Below are 13,819 nucleotides of genomic sequence, written 5' to 3' on the forward strand. Positions count from 1 at the left end.
ACGACGCTAGGACGCCTCTCCACAAGGAAGTGGTTCTATAATCGCTATCAGGCTATGCCCCTTCCATTGAGTTACCCATTTAGCAAACAATTTCAGTTTCTTATGAGGATATTCTGATACCTGCGCTATTGCCGTTTTTCGTCTTGTCGTCGAAATTCAGGTGCGCTACTGTCGTGGTCTGGAAACACACAACACCGCAGAATCAGAACAACATCCAGTTTGTCGCTATCATCCCTTAATCCCGCCGCTGTGCGGGATTTTTTTGGCATCAAACTTTGTAGGTCAACAGGATAGCCAGAAGGGATTTTGAGGTCTGGTAGACGTCCGCGAGTAACCGACCGTCATAAAAAAGCCCCGCAGTCGCAGGGCCTGAGCGATGGAGGTTTACGAAGCGTTAGCGGCATCGTCGATCAAAGCGGCGATTTCCTTTGGATGCGAAGCGAGTGAGGCATGGCTGGCATTCAACGTAATCACTTTTTTTGCCTTCAACCGCGCCGACATATGCTGTTGATTTTCTGGTGCAATCATTCGGTCATTGCTGGAAATTTGATACCAGGAAGGTTTGTGTTTCCAGGCCGGTTCGGTGATCACGTTACCGAAGGTGCTGGCCAGCGGTGCCTTCTGGGTCACCGCCATCACCAGTGCTGCATCGGCGGAAAGATCCTGACAGAAGCTTTCGTGAAATTTATCGGCTTTAATCCATAAATAGCCATCACTGTCCGGTGCCAGGTTCGCCGCCGCAATCGGAGGATGTTGCTGAGTGATGCCGCCAGGGCTTTCCCCTGCATCTGGTGCAAAGGCAGCGATAAACACCAGCCCGACCACATTAGGCAAATTGCCCATTTCGCTGATTACCGCGCCACCATAAGAATGCCCGACCAATAACACCGGGCCTTCTTGCTGTGCCACCATCTTGCGCGTGCGCTCTGCATCATCGGCCAGCGATGTCAGCGGCATCTCTACGGCATGAATCGAGTGATATCCTTTATGCGACAATTCGGTAATGACTTTACTCCAGTGCGCTGCACCGCCCCAAAATCCATGAACCAGGACTACTGTAGGTTTTGCATTCATCACAAATTCCTTCTTTAACCACGTGGAGGCGTTACGCCAGACCCGATAATCAACATCGCCATGCTTCCAGCGCCATCTGCACCAAGCCAAAACGCCTTATATGCCCTGTTGTATATAGTTCACTGCCGCCGCTTTCAGCAATAGCTACGAATAGTTAACCCTTGGTTATATCCCTTCTGGCGTTCCATTCAGCTCGGGTGATCTGCCAGATTTCCGTCAGCATAAGTCCACGGTTCGGTCACATCACGACATTAAAACTAGGATTTTTACCCATTACGATCTAAAATCTCATGAAAAAACAATGGGAAGTAATTTCAACGAAACCAAAAGGGAATTATTCAGTGAAGGAAATGATCTCCATTCTTTGTATCGCAGGCCTGTTGGCGATGCTTTTTTCATGGTTGTTTGTCTACGGCCTCAATATTCATTAGCCTCTTCAAAGATAAAAACCCCGGCATGTGCCCATACCAGGGTTGATAGCGTTACGCTGAACAGACCGCTTCCCTGGGCGATATGCCCGCAAAACCATTACTGTTTGGTCTGGATCCAGAATGCGTGGATCAGGCCGGGGAAGTAGCCAAGCAAGGTCAGAATAATGTTGAGGATAAACGCCCCGCCGATCCCTTTATCCAGCAGTACACCCAAAGGGGGCAAGATGATGGTAAATACAATTCTCCAAAAGCTCATAATAACGCCTCATTTTGCTTTATAAGACACCAATATATTACATATCCTTAACATTTTCAAATTACGCTCTCTCCCGGCAGTCTAATAAAACCGTTAAATTGGTATATATCTACAAATTCTGTGGGTATATTTCTTTAAAAAAAGAAAGAATTAATAAGCATTGATTATGTGGGATTGAGGTCTTAAAATTTAAGGCTTAAAAATACAACTGGGATTGGTTTCATGTCGTCGCTGTGGGTAGCAACACAATACTTTTATTTAATTGGCCTGTTAGTTTCTATGATTTTTACCTATCTGGTCAGCCGAGATACCATTAAGATTCGTTTTATCAGTGCGTTAACCATTGGCCTGACCTGGCCATTGAGCCTGCCGGTAGTGTTGATGTTCTCCTTGTTCTAACGCTTGAGATACCGCCCCGCCAAAGAGCGACGGGGCAGTCATGAGCCTTCCGTTAAAAATCGTACCCTACCGTCGCCAGCACCGAGCGTTCTGCCCCCCAATAGCAATAACCGGTGCCATAACAGGCCGCGACATATTTTCGGTCAGTCAGGTTATTCACGTTTAACTGCACATATGCCCCTTTCAACGATGGATTAACGCGATCCAGATTCATCCGCACCGAAGCATCCACCAGCGTCACGGAAGGAATACGTAGCGTATTTTCGTTATCCGCCCACTGTTTGCCGATATAACGCACCCCAGCCCCCAGATCCACGCCGTAGGCAGTGGCATATTTGCCCCACAGCGAAGCCATTTGCTCCGGTGCCAGATACGGCGTATTGCCATTGTTGCCGTCAATTGCATCTTTAAACTTCACCTTGTTGTAGGTGTAGCCCGCTATCAGATCGAGATGTTCGGTTAACTTGCTGCGAGCCTCCAGTTCAATCCCCTGAGAATGTACTTTCCCGGCAGGCAGATAATAACTTTGCTGCACCACCCGGTTAGCGACGTCATTCTGCGTCAGGTCATACAGGGCCATGCTGTAGATTGATGAACTGCCCGGCGGTTGATATTTCAGGCCCACCTCGTACTGCTCGCTGGTGCTCGGCTTCAGCATATGGCCGTTTTGATCGGCCAGCGCTTCCGGCGTCACCGCCGTGCTGTAACTGGCGTACGGTGAGAAACCGCTGTCAAAGCGATACAGCAACGAGGCACGGCCGCTAAAGTTGTCGTCACGACGTTCATCGCTGGTGCCGGTGTTGAGCACCGTATTTTTTGCCTCTATACGGTCAAAACGGCCAGACAGATTCAGATACCAGTTCTGCAGGCTGATTTCATCCTGCAGATAAACGCCCGTCTGTTCATAGTGGCGTCGGGAATCGGTATGCGTCAGATTGGTCAGTCCCGCGCCCCCCGACACACCGGTATAAGGGTTCAATTGAGAGGCGCCGGCAGATTCATCCCACAGGTTATTACGAAAACGTTGGTAATCCAGGCCCAGCATCACTTTGTGATCCAGCGGCCCGGTAGCAAAGTCGGCCTCCAGTTGGTTGTCGACGGCGAATGCATCCAGTGAGGTTGCCGAGCCGCTGTAATAGCGGTTCAGCAACTGGTGATCCTGATCCCAGCCAATCTGATAAACCTGCTGCAGTTCAACGTTAGAATGGGTATAGCTGGCATTCTGTCGGAATGACCAAACGTCATTAAAGCTGTGCGAGAAAGCGTAGCTGTAAATCTGCTCCCAACGTTTGAAGACGTTACGACTACTCTCGCCATCAAAAAATCCGCGCCCCAGTTTGTCACCCGCGCTGGAATAGATACTGCCATCTGCCGGTACTGCACTGTGATAACCGCCGGACGGATCCTTTTGCAGGTAAGCTTTCAGTAACAGTGAGGTATTTTCATCTGGTTGCCACAGCAATGACGGCGAAATTGCATAGCGTTCTTCACGCTGATGGTCATACATGGTATCGCTGCTGCGCGTCATTCCGGTCAGCCGGTAAGCCCACTGCTCCGACAAAGGACCGGTCACATCGAAAGCCGCGCCCTGGGTGCTGTTATTACCCGCCGAAAGATTAACCTGCCCCTGCGTGGCAAACTGCGGGCGCTTGGTGGTCAAGGCCACCAGCCCGCCCGGAATGCTTTGCCCATACATCACTGAAGAAGGCCCCTTGATAACGTCGATACGCTCCAGGAACCAGGGATCAACCTGCAAGGCATTATAGGTGCCGCCGTCACTTAACAGGCGCAGGCCGTCGAGGAAGGTGTTATTGACATCACCGCCGTGGAAACCGCGTAATGCAATGGTGTCATAGCGTGTCGCGCCGCCGGCGAAGTTAGTGAAAACGCCCGGGGTATATTTCAGTGCATCGTTGACCGTTTGGGTATTCTGATCGCTCATTTGTTGGCGTGTCACCACGGAAACAGATTGCGCTGTCAGGATCAGCGGCTGGTCGGTTTTAGTCGCCCCCTGACTGGTGGTCGCCTGGTAGCCCTGAGTCACCGACTCGGCAGTATCAGCGGGCCTGGCGCTCACCACCAGGGTGTCTTCAGCCAACGAAGTCAACGGCAGGAACATCGCGAATGCACACAAAACACGCGATCGTTTGACAGGAAAAATCATCTGCATATTTGTAATCCCCGGTAAGTATCATTAAGTCACCCCCGACCCGCCCCCATCAGCAGCGCTGGCTGACAAGAGTGCAAAAGATCTATCGGTGTGCTGTATGTAAAGAAAAGGAAATATTAATGATAATTATTATCTTTATCGATAAGGAATTACAAGCATGAGGATACTTTTTATCAGCAGACGAACTAACTTGCCGTCGGCAAAAAACCTTGGGCTGATTGTGGAAAAGTAGATTGAAAATCAACAATAAAAAAATGCCAGCATTTGGCTGGCATACACACTCGAATCAATATGATCTATCTGGTGCCAGTGCTCAACGAGTTCCTTTGACGAACCAAACATAGAGACGCCGAGCCACCAGCAAAATAAGCGCCAGCAGAATATTCGCTATAACCCATAAACTTAATATGTATATAAAGGTTTGATAGAGGGGGATCCCGCGGTCGGCGGAAAACGGATTAAAATGCCAGAAGCGAATAATGACGAAGGGGTTGAGGTTTAACCAATCAAAGAAGAAAGCGACCAGCGCTGGTGGCAGGAAGAAATAAAGTCCCAGGGTGATAATCAGCAGATACACGGCGGAGTTATCGCTTTTATAATCTTTCATATCAATGAATTACCATCATGAACCACATTAAAACACCTTGCGTGTCGCAGCATTTAACAGACCTGGCGAATGCGGCTTAGTTCCAGATCGGGAGTAAAATAAAGCCTGTTTGGCGTTTAATTTTCATTTAGTTTTTAGGTGGTATAACGCTAGTCAGCTCAGGAGGCTCCAATGATATCGGATTATTGCCCAACCCCACCCACCCCCAAAAAGCTCAAAATCATCTATGGCTGGTATATCTATACCCTCTATGCCCAGTTGGTCTTTAATATCTATCTGGCGGTCTATAACGGCTGCGTCAGGCGCCCGATTGAAGCGCCACTGATCTCCGTGTGCCACAGTATTTTCATCGCATTTTTACTTTACCAGGTGCTGAAAAAACGCACCCATTTCGCCTGGGTGATGCTGGCCTATTACATTCTGATGCGGCTGTACTACGCCAATGTGCTGCACATCGAGTTCAATGCATGGAGCCGTGGGTTGGTTTTCATTTTTCTGACGCTGCTGCTGACCGGCACGGTTGCGGTGGGTCAGCTTGCGACACCGCCACTGCGCCAGGATTGGTTGGCACGACTTGGGTGGCGACAGTGGGCAATGCTGGCGGCATTAGCAGGGCTGTTGACGCCGTTGATCACCGCTGACTATTTGAGCTGACAGCCGAATTTACTTTGGAATATGCGGTTCTGAAATATCGACCAGGCGGCACACCTTGGTGTAGTTATTGGATTTCTCACATATTTTATCCGTGACGAAAACACCAAGGTAACTCAGCACCAGCAGATAACCTGCCATACATAAAACAAAAATAAGCGTTCTCACCGATAAGACCAACCTGACAACAAAACCCTCAGCATCATACCTTGCTTACCCCGCTTTACACTATTTCAAAGTATTTCGTAAATCCGCTGGTTATTTCCGGCACGCGAATGTTATGTTATCACATAACAAAAATCACAAGAAAAAGATCTGCCATGGATAACCAACCCTCGCCGTTACTCACCGTAGAACACCTGACGCTGTCGCTTGATGGAGACGTCAAAATTCACGATTTGAACTTTACGCTGTATGCCGGCGAACGTCTGTGTCTGTTGGGGGCATCGGGTTCAGGTAAATCACTCACTGCCGCCGCCATTTTGGGGACTCTGCCGACTGGCGCGACAGTCAATGGTTCCATTCGGCTGCAAGGGCAAGAACTCGCTGGCCGGCATTTGCAACAGCGCAAACGCCCCGCACTGGCGGCCATCTTTCAGGATCCCTTTACCAGTCTCAATCCCCTGACCCGCGTGGGCCAGCAGCTAATCCTGGCACTGCAGGGGCAGAACAACATGAAAAAACAGCGGGCACAGCGTTGCGCCATCGAGTTGCTGGCAGTATTAGGCTTGCCGCAGGAGATCATCATGTCACGCTATCCTGGCCAACTGTCTGGCGGACAATGCCAGCGAGTCTGCGCGGCGCTGGCATTGGTGGGTGAGAAAAGCCTGCTAATCGCCGATGAGCCTACCACTGCACTGGACATGGTCAGCCAACATCAACTGCTCGAGATCCTGAAAGCTTACACCGAACGTCCTCACGCACCGGCATTGCTGTTTATTACCCACGATCTCACCGTTGCCGCCAACCTGTGTCAGCGCGCCATCGTGATGGTAGATGGCAAAATAGTCGAGCAGGGATCGTTTGCACAATTGCTGCATCACCCTGCTCACCCCTATACCCGGCAGTTGGTTGCCACAGCGCAGCGTCCAACCTTCCAGCGGACATCGCCGTTGAGTCTGGCAGGTTAACGGAGTGAATGGCATGTCAATCAGTGGAGCACTGCCCTTTATCAGCCTGCAGCAAGTCTGTCGGCGATATTCATCACAGTCTGACGGACTGAAACCCACCGACCTGAATCTTTATCCGGAGGAACGCGTAGGGCTGGTAGGCTGCTCCGGCGCAGGGAAATCGACGCTGCTCAGGCTGTTGCTGGCTTTGGAAACTGCTGATGCCGGCCATATCCTGTGCCAGGGTAATGCCGTCCGCCCAACCGCTGTGAACCCATTGCGCTGGTATCGACGTTTGGTGCAATACGTCCCTCAGGATGCCCATGCCTCACTTAACCCGCGCCACACGGTGGCCGAGTTGATTATTGAACCTCTGCGTCAGCTGGCACCCAGGCAGGATTTGAGCATTGCCGCTGAGCGGGCCTTGCGGCAGGTCGAATTGGATGATCACCTGATACACGCCCGCCCCGGCCAGCTCTCCGGTGGGCAGGCACAACGGGTGGCGCTGGCGCGTGCTATCGCGCTACAACCCCGATTTTTAATCGCCGATGAACCGGTCAGCGGTCTGGATCTGCCACTGCGTCAGCAGATCATCGGCCTGCTGGACAAGATTACTCGTCAACAAAATATGGGCATGCTGCTTGTCTCCCATGATATTTCACTGGTCGCCGCCCTATGCCAACGAACGCTGGTGATGGCCTGCGGCGTCATCGTGGAAGATCGTCCAACCGATGAACTGCTGCGCAGCCCGCGACATGCCGCCACCTGCGATCTGCTGGCCGCCATTCCCTCGTTACCCGCCCTTTATCAGCCCTGACATTCTGAGGACTTTTTCATGTTGAACCCACGCTTTATTGGCCCCACCGGCTGCCTGCTCGCCGGCAGCTTGCTGCTTGGCGGCTGTTTTGACCCTGCCGAACCGAAAGCCGATGCCGGCGAAGAACGACGCATCCGGCTGGCCATGTTGCAACCGCCTCGTTCCGGGCTCACGCCGCTCAGCGATGATGCGTTTAAACTTTCGCGCTGGAGCAATACCGAAACGCTGGTGCTGCTGAACGCCAATGGAGATGCCGAACCGGCATTGGCCACCGAATGGCAGCAGATAGATCAACACCGCTGGCGCTTTGTGTTGCGGCCGGGGGTCAGTTTCCACGACGGCAGTGTAATGACAGCACAGAGCGTCGTACGCTCACTTTCGGCGGCAATCAACGCCGCACCCAAACCGCGTATCCTCGACGGCATTGAATTATCAGTCAGCATTGAAGGCGATCACGCCGTGATTATTTCCACCGCGGTCCCCGACCCTTTACTTCCGCAACGGCTGTCCAGCCCACAGTTGGCGATCCTTGCCGAACGGGCTTACGGTGCCAACGGCGTGGTTAACCCATTGCTGGCCGGGACCGGCGCTTTTGTGCTGACGGAAATCAACGGGACCAGCAGCGCGCGACTAAAGCGTTTTGAAGGTTATTGGGGCCAAAAAGCCGCAGCGCCGGGTATCGACGTCAGTTTTGTACCGGACGGTTCCGCCCGAGCCGCAGCTCTGCGCACCGGCAGTGCCGATCTGGTTGAAGCCGTGCCGGTATCACAGTTGCCACTGATTGCGGCAGAACGCATCCATGAAGTGCCGATGCCGCGCACCAACACCCTGTATCTGAACACCCGAGTAGGTGTCTTTAGCGATCCGCAGGTGCGTGCCGCCGCCGCCGCGGCTATTGAGCGTCAACCCCTGGTGGACAATGTCTACGAAGGCCGTGCCGATGTCGCCAGCGGACTGCTTGGCCCGGCACTGCCCTGGGCCGCCCCATTGAGACAGCCGCAACCCTTGCTGCCCACCAAGACGGTAACGAATAAAACCATCACCCTGGCCACCTTCAGCGATCGCGCCGAGCTACCGGAAGTCGCCGTTTATCTGGCGCAACAGCTTGGCGCGGCAGGCTTTGTGGTGAAACAGGAAGTGCGGGAATATGCGCATATTGAGGCCGATGCGCTGGCAGGCAAATTCGATGCATTTATTCTGTCGCGAGCCACGGTGTTGGACTCCGGCGATCCACTGGCTTATATGTTCAGCGATTTCGCCTGTCAGGGCTCGTTCAATATCGCCCAACTGTGCGACCCGCAGGTGGATGCGGCTATAACTCAGGCTGCCGCTATTGCGGCCGGAGCACAGCGGCGTCAGGCGATCATGGTGGCGGAAAATCGCATACTGGCCACTAATGCCGCGATCCCGCTGCTGCATGAACGAGTGATCCAGGGGGAAGCCGTGGGCATGAAGAATGCAGAGCGCGATCCGCGAGAACGCCAACTGGTGACACCGCGCAGCATGATCGTCAGCGGACAGCCCTGATGCGACTGGCGCAATGGCTATTGCCACTGGCCTCGCGGCTGTTTGCCCTGTTGGCAATGATATCCCTGATCGGTCTGATGCCCTGGCTATCCGGTCGCGACCCGGCAATTAGCCTGCTGCGAGCTCGCTCGGCCGAACAGGAAGCGACCCCCGAAGCCCTGAATGCCATTCGCCAACGCTTTGCTCTGGACGACGGGCCGCTGATGCTGCTTGGCCGCTGGCTTAATGGGGTATTGCATGGCGACGCCGGTCATTCCTGGATCTCCGGTCGCCCGGTACTGGAGGGGCTGTTACAGGCTACCGGGGTTTCTCTAACGTTAATGGGCTACGCGCTGGCGATAGCGCTGTTAGTCGCAGGGTTGCTGGCACTGCCAACCCTTTGGCGCGGCCTGCATGGCGAGTACCGCCGTTCTGCAGGCGTGTTGGCGGTGGCGCTGACCGCCCTGCCCGAATTTCTCCTGGCCGCGCTGTTACTGATCCTCGGCGCCGTCTGGCTAAACTGGTTTCCCCCCTACGGCTGGCAAAGTTTGCGCCATGTGGTGCTGCCGGCGCTGGCATTGGGTTTACCTGCCGGCGGCCTGCTGGGCCTGTTGTTCAGTGACGGCCTGGCCGCGACCTTATCCGAACGCTGGTTAATCACCTGGAGCCTGGCCGGTATCTCCCGGTGGCATTGTCTGCTGGCGGTGTTGCGCCGCACGCTACCCGCCTTGTTACCACAAATCGGTTTGGTGCTGGTTGGGCTTACCGGCGGCGCCATCGCCGTCGAGAAAGTCTTCGCCATTCCCGGTCTGGGCAGAGCGACATTAGGTGCCGCCATCGCACAAGATCTGCCAACGCTGCAGTGCGGCATTCTGATCTTGTTGCTGATCGCCTTCAGCACCGGTTTTTTGGCACAGGGCGCGCATTATCTGTTGCTGGGTCGGGTAGCGCCAAGCCTGGCCAATTCGACGCCGCCACCGCACAGCGGCAAAGGCAGTTACGTTTTCGCCACCTTTGCCGCGCTGTTGTTGTGCTTGTTGGTGCTGAGCGGGATCATACGCGATCCACTTTCGTCTCTGCATATTCGCCTCCAGCCGCCCAGCCTCGATCTGCCCTTCGGCGCGGATGCCACCGGTCGGGACATTCTGGCGCGCGTCGCTTACGGTGCGCTGAATACCAGCCTGCTGGCACTGGCGGTCAGCTTCGCTTCGCTGTTCCTCGGGATAATGTTCGGGCTGATGCCACGTCTGATGTGCGGAATGATTGAGCTGGCCAACGCCACACCGCCGATTATCGCAGGCCTGTTAGTGGTCGCCATTAGCGGCCCTTCAGCCTACGGCGCCGCCTGCGCGGTGATGTTGGTCAGTTGGGCTCCGCTGGCCGCTCATTGCGCTTCGCTGCTGATGGAAGCCCGCACTCAGCCCTATATCCGCATGCTGCCGGTGTTGGGAATAGGCCGAGTGCGCACCTTGACGCATTACCTGCTGCCTGCCTTATGGGGGCCACTGCTGCGCCATGCCATGCTGCGCCTGCCGGGCATTGCGCTGGCGCTGGCCGCCCTGGGTTTCCTTGGCCTGGGTCCGCAGCCACCCAGCGCAGAATGGGGGCTGGTGCTGGCGGAAGGCATGCCCTATATCGAACGGGCGCCGTGGGGAGTCCTGGCACCGGCGATCGCTCTGATATTACTGGCGGTGCTCGCAGTAACGCTGGCCAATACCGCCGGCAACCGTCGGGGCTGACGGCGCATCCTGGCCCGGTTTGTAGTAATATTATGCGGTACCTCAACCGGCCGGGAGACCCAATGCACCATCTGATGTTAGATATTGAAACGCTGGATATAAAACCCAGTGCGGTGATCCTGGTGGTCGCCGCGGTATTTTTCGATCCTCAAACCGGGCAGCTCGGTGCGGAATTTGAAAACGCCGTCAGCAGCCAAAAAGATCAACCCGGCAGAACCATCAGCCTGGATACCGTCGCCTGGTGGGCGAAACAGTCTGACGAAGCGCGCAAGCTGGCTTTCGGCGGCACAGAAAGCCTTAAACGCACATTGACCAACCTGAGCCGGTTTATCCATATGAACAGCACCGATAAGGTCAAGGTTTGGGGTAACGGCAAGGAGTTCGATTGCGCCATCCTCGAACATGCCTTCCAGCAGCTTGATATGCCCTGTCCATGGAAGTTTTGGGATACGCAAGATGTGCGCACGGTGATCACCCTGGCAGAAATGCTGGGCTTTAATCCGAAGAAAGAACGGGCATTTGAAGGCACGCCCCACCGGGCATTGGACGACGCCAAACATCAGGCGCGTTACGTGGCGGATACGGTATCGGCACTTTACTATCGCAAAGCCGCTGGGTCATAAATAGAACCGGACTGGCGTACCGGCGGCGGGCCTATGTTTTGCCTCTTTCCATTTAGCGCCAGAATCTCTACTCTAGCCCTCTTTGTCACTCGGATGTGCTGTTTTTGTTATGCAAAAATTTCTGTTTCTGCTTCTTAGCCTAGTGCTGCTCGGCCCGCTGGGTATCGATCTCTATCTGCCGACCATCCCCGCTATCGCCGTTGGCCTTAACAGCAGTGAAGCGCTGATTCAGTCCACCATTTCTCTGTTCATTTTGGTGCTGGGCCTTGGGCAGGTTATTGCCGGCCCGCTGGTGGATAACTACGGCCGCAAGCCGGTGGCTCTGGCCGGTATTGTGATTTACATGATTGGCGCGGCGATGGCGGCGCTGGCCACCACGCCAACGATGTTTGTCGCCTCTCGCCTGTTGCAGGGTGTGGCGGTCTGCTGTACCGCAGTGGTGGCATTCAGTGGCGTGCGCGATCGGATGAACGGCGACGATGCGGCCCGTGCCTTCGGTTTTCTCAACGGTACGCTGAATATTATTCCTGCTCTGGCCCCCTTGCTGGGTGGGCTGCTGGCAGAAGCCTTTGGCTGGCGCGCCCCATTCTGGTTCCTGGTGTGTTATGCGCTGGCGGTACTGGTCCTGATCGCCCTTCGCCTGCCGGAAACCCGTCCGGCGGACACCGTGCGCGTCAAAGGATTGCCGGTGCGACAATATGCACGCATCGCCCGCGATCGCCGCTTTCTGTCCTTCGCCGTAGTCAACTCCGGTGCCATGGGCATGGCGCTGACCTACGTTTCGCTGGCCCCCAACGTGCTAATGGGCACCGCCGGGCTGACGCCGTTGCAATTCTCGTTGGTGTTTGGCGCCAATGGTTTTTGGATCATGCTGGTGAGTTTTTTCGCCAACCGCATCATTCACAAGGTCGGACGCCCAGTCTGTCTGGCAACCGGCGGTATATTGATGGGTATCGGGGCTATTGGGCTACTGCTGGGCGTCTCCTTACTGTCTGGTGCGGCACAAACTCACTGGCTGGCTTATATGCTACCGGTCGCTTTTGCCTGCGCTGGTTTAGCCTTTGTGATGGGCCCGGCAACCAGCTACGCGCTGGAGCCGTATTCCAATGAGGCCGGGGTAGCTTCTGCATTGGTAGGTTTTGTGCAGATGGCCGGCGGTGCGGCTCTGGGCTTGTTGGCGATGGCGCTGCCATTGCAGCCCAAACTGTCACTGGCGCTGGTGATGCTGGTGGGTTGCCTGCTGGCGCTGCACGCACGACAGCGCAGCAAGCAAATAAAAGGTCAGTTGAAGAAGATTGCCTGAGGCTTAGGCCTCGGTGATGATTGGCACTCTGGCGGCCAGTGCCGTCAGTAATTCATAGCCCAGCGTACCTGCCGCGGTGGCGACATCGTCAACCGGCAGGCGTCGCCCCCACAGTTCCACTTCCGCCCCGATACCCGCATGCGGGCAAGGCGTCAGATCGACCACCAGCATATCCATTGAAACCGTGCCTAACGTTCGTGTCAGCACACCGTCCACCCAGACTGGCGTACCGGTTTGTGCATGACGCGGATAGCCATCGGCATAACCACAGGCTACCACGCCGATGCGTTGCGCTCCCTCGGCGCGGTAACGCCAGCCATAACCCACCTGATCACCGGACTTCAGCGTTTGAACACCGATAATTTCGCTACTCAGCGTCATGGTGGGTTGCAGACCGCTGTCGGCAATGTCACGCCATTGGCCGCTTGGTGAAGCACCATAGAGCACAATGCCCGGCCGCACCCAACTGCCATGGGTTTGCGGGTGCCACAGCGTAGCGGCAGAGTTGGCCAGACAGCGCGGCAAAGTGATGCCCTTCGCCGCCCGTTCTATGCTGGCCATTTGCGACTCGACGCCCTGTGGACCGTCCGCGGTGGCGAAATGACTCATCAGCGTCAGGCTGGCGATATTGCCGATCTCCTGAGCCTTCATCCAGACAGAGTGCAAACGTTCCGGTGCAAAACCCAGACGGTTCATGCCGCTGTTCACTTTCAGGTAAACATCCAGCGGTGCCGACAGTTTGGCCTCGGCTATCGCCGCCAGTTGCCAGTCGCTGTGTACCGAGGTCGTCAAACGATAGCGGTCCAGCAGGGCCAAATCCTGTGGCTTGAAAAAACCTTCCAGCAACAAAATCGGTCCTTGCCAGCCGGACTCACGCAGCAAAATGGCTTCGGCCAGATCCAGCAAGGCAAAACCGTCTGTCTGCGCCAGACTGCGCCAGACATGTTTGATACCGTGACCATAGGCATTGGCCTTGACCACCGACCAGACTTTGGCTTTGGGGGCGAAACGGCGAACCACCTGCAGGTTATTTTCAAAAGCGCCAAGGTGTAACGTGGCGGAAATCGGGCGAGGCATGGGCACTCCTACGGGCCGGCAAATGCGGTCACGGGCCAACGCCCGTGACAATAACAT

Annotated in this window: 13 protein-coding genes; 8 read left to right on the forward strand and 5 right to left on the reverse strand. The window is 55.1% G+C overall.

Features of this window, described 5'->3' with window-relative positions; all coding sequences use genetic code 11:
• Nucleotides 1-384 precede the first annotated feature (384 nt).
• Together ACNT1W_RS15940 and ACNT1W_RS15945 are read right to left on the reverse strand one after the other, a co-directional pair.
• Entirely contained in the window at nt 385-1,074 is a 690-nt protein-coding gene (locus tag ACNT1W_RS15940) for an alpha/beta hydrolase (RefSeq protein ID WP_115184485.1), read from the reverse strand.
• A gap of 528 nt (nt 1,075-1,602) precedes the next feature.
• Nucleotides 1,603-1,761: a YqaE/Pmp3 family membrane protein gene (locus tag ACNT1W_RS15945; RefSeq protein WP_006322621.1), complete on the reverse strand. Its 159-nt coding sequence runs from the start codon at nt 1,759-1,761 to the stop codon at nt 1,603-1,605.
• Nucleotides 1,762-1,983: 222 nt separating this feature from the next.
• Between ACNT1W_RS15945 and ACNT1W_RS15950 the strand changes: the two genes are divergently transcribed.
• Complete coding sequence (locus ACNT1W_RS15950; RefSeq protein WP_012145459.1) at nt 1,984-2,160, forward strand: GhoT/OrtT family toxin; 177 nt, start codon at nt 1,984-1,986, stop codon at nt 2,158-2,160.
• Nucleotides 2,161-2,212: 52 nt separating this feature from the next.
• Here the strand turns inward: ACNT1W_RS15950 and ACNT1W_RS15955 are convergent, their stop codons facing one another.
• The gene (locus tag ACNT1W_RS15955; protein WP_419245834.1) at nt 2,213-4,330 is read right to left on the reverse strand and encodes a TonB-dependent siderophore receptor; all 2,118 of its coding nucleotides are present in this window, start codon (nt 4,328-4,330) and stop codon (nt 2,213-2,215) included.
• A gap of 313 nt (nt 4,331-4,643) precedes the next feature.
• Entirely contained in the window at nt 4,644-4,937 is a 294-nt protein-coding gene (locus ACNT1W_RS15960) for a hypothetical protein (protein ID WP_012145461.1), read from the reverse strand.
• A gap of 171 nt (nt 4,938-5,108) precedes the next feature.
• Here ACNT1W_RS15960 and ACNT1W_RS15965 point away from each other — a divergent pair, with 171 nt between their 5' ends.
• The 7 genes from ACNT1W_RS15965 to ACNT1W_RS15995 all read left to right on the forward strand — a co-directional run bounded on the left by ACNT1W_RS15965 (nt 5,109) and on the right by ACNT1W_RS15995 (nt 12,685).
• A complete protein-coding gene (locus tag ACNT1W_RS15965) occupies nt 5,109-5,591 on the forward strand; it encodes a hypothetical protein (RefSeq protein WP_135344230.1) in 483 nt (160 codons plus the stop codon).
• 317 nt (nt 5,592-5,908) lie between these two features.
• On the forward strand, nt 5,909-6,718 hold the full coding sequence (locus ACNT1W_RS15970; protein ID WP_419245835.1) for an ATP-binding cassette domain-containing protein: 810 nt from the start codon (nt 5,909-5,911) through the stop codon (nt 6,716-6,718).
• Between the two features lie 13 nt (nt 6,719-6,731).
• Nucleotides 6,732-7,514 carry an ABC transporter ATP-binding protein gene (locus ACNT1W_RS15975; RefSeq protein ID WP_419245836.1) on the forward strand — a complete coding sequence of 261 codons (783 nt, stop codon included), beginning with the start codon at nt 6,732-6,734 and terminating at the stop codon, nt 7,512-7,514.
• An 18-nt stretch (nt 7,515-7,532) separates the two neighbouring features.
• Nucleotides 7,533-9,041 carry an ABC transporter substrate-binding protein gene (locus tag ACNT1W_RS15980; RefSeq protein ID WP_419245837.1) on the forward strand — a complete coding sequence of 503 codons (1,509 nt, stop codon included), beginning with the start codon at nt 7,533-7,535 and terminating at the stop codon, nt 9,039-9,041.
• Entirely contained in the window at nt 9,041-10,759 is a 1,719-nt protein-coding gene (locus ACNT1W_RS15985; RefSeq protein WP_375190699.1) for an ABC transporter permease subunit, read from the forward strand. Before ACNT1W_RS15980 ends, ACNT1W_RS15985 begins: the two co-directional genes overlap by 1 nt.
• Nucleotides 10,760-10,821: 62 nt before the next feature.
• Nucleotides 10,822-11,382 (forward strand): 3'-5' exonuclease, encoded by a 561-nt coding sequence (locus ACNT1W_RS15990; protein WP_012145467.1) that lies wholly within the window; start codon nt 10,822-10,824, stop codon nt 11,380-11,382.
• Between the two features lie 109 nt (nt 11,383-11,491).
• Nucleotides 11,492-12,685, forward strand: a complete 1,194-nt coding sequence (locus tag ACNT1W_RS15995; RefSeq protein ID WP_012145468.1) for a multidrug effflux MFS transporter — start codon at nt 11,492-11,494, stop codon at nt 12,683-12,685.
• Nucleotides 12,686-12,688: 3 nt separating this feature from the next.
• Here ACNT1W_RS15995 and dadX read toward each other — a convergent pair whose 3' ends face one another.
• Entirely contained in the window at nt 12,689-13,762 is a 1,074-nt protein-coding gene (dadX, locus tag ACNT1W_RS16000; protein ID WP_259189610.1) for a catabolic alanine racemase DadX, read from the reverse strand.
• Nucleotides 13,763-13,819: the final 57 nt, after the last annotated feature.

The organism is Serratia sp. NFX21 (genome assembly GCF_048517035.1).
Taxonomy (GTDB): domain Bacteria; phylum Pseudomonadota; class Gammaproteobacteria; order Enterobacterales; family Enterobacteriaceae; genus Serratia; species Serratia quinivorans.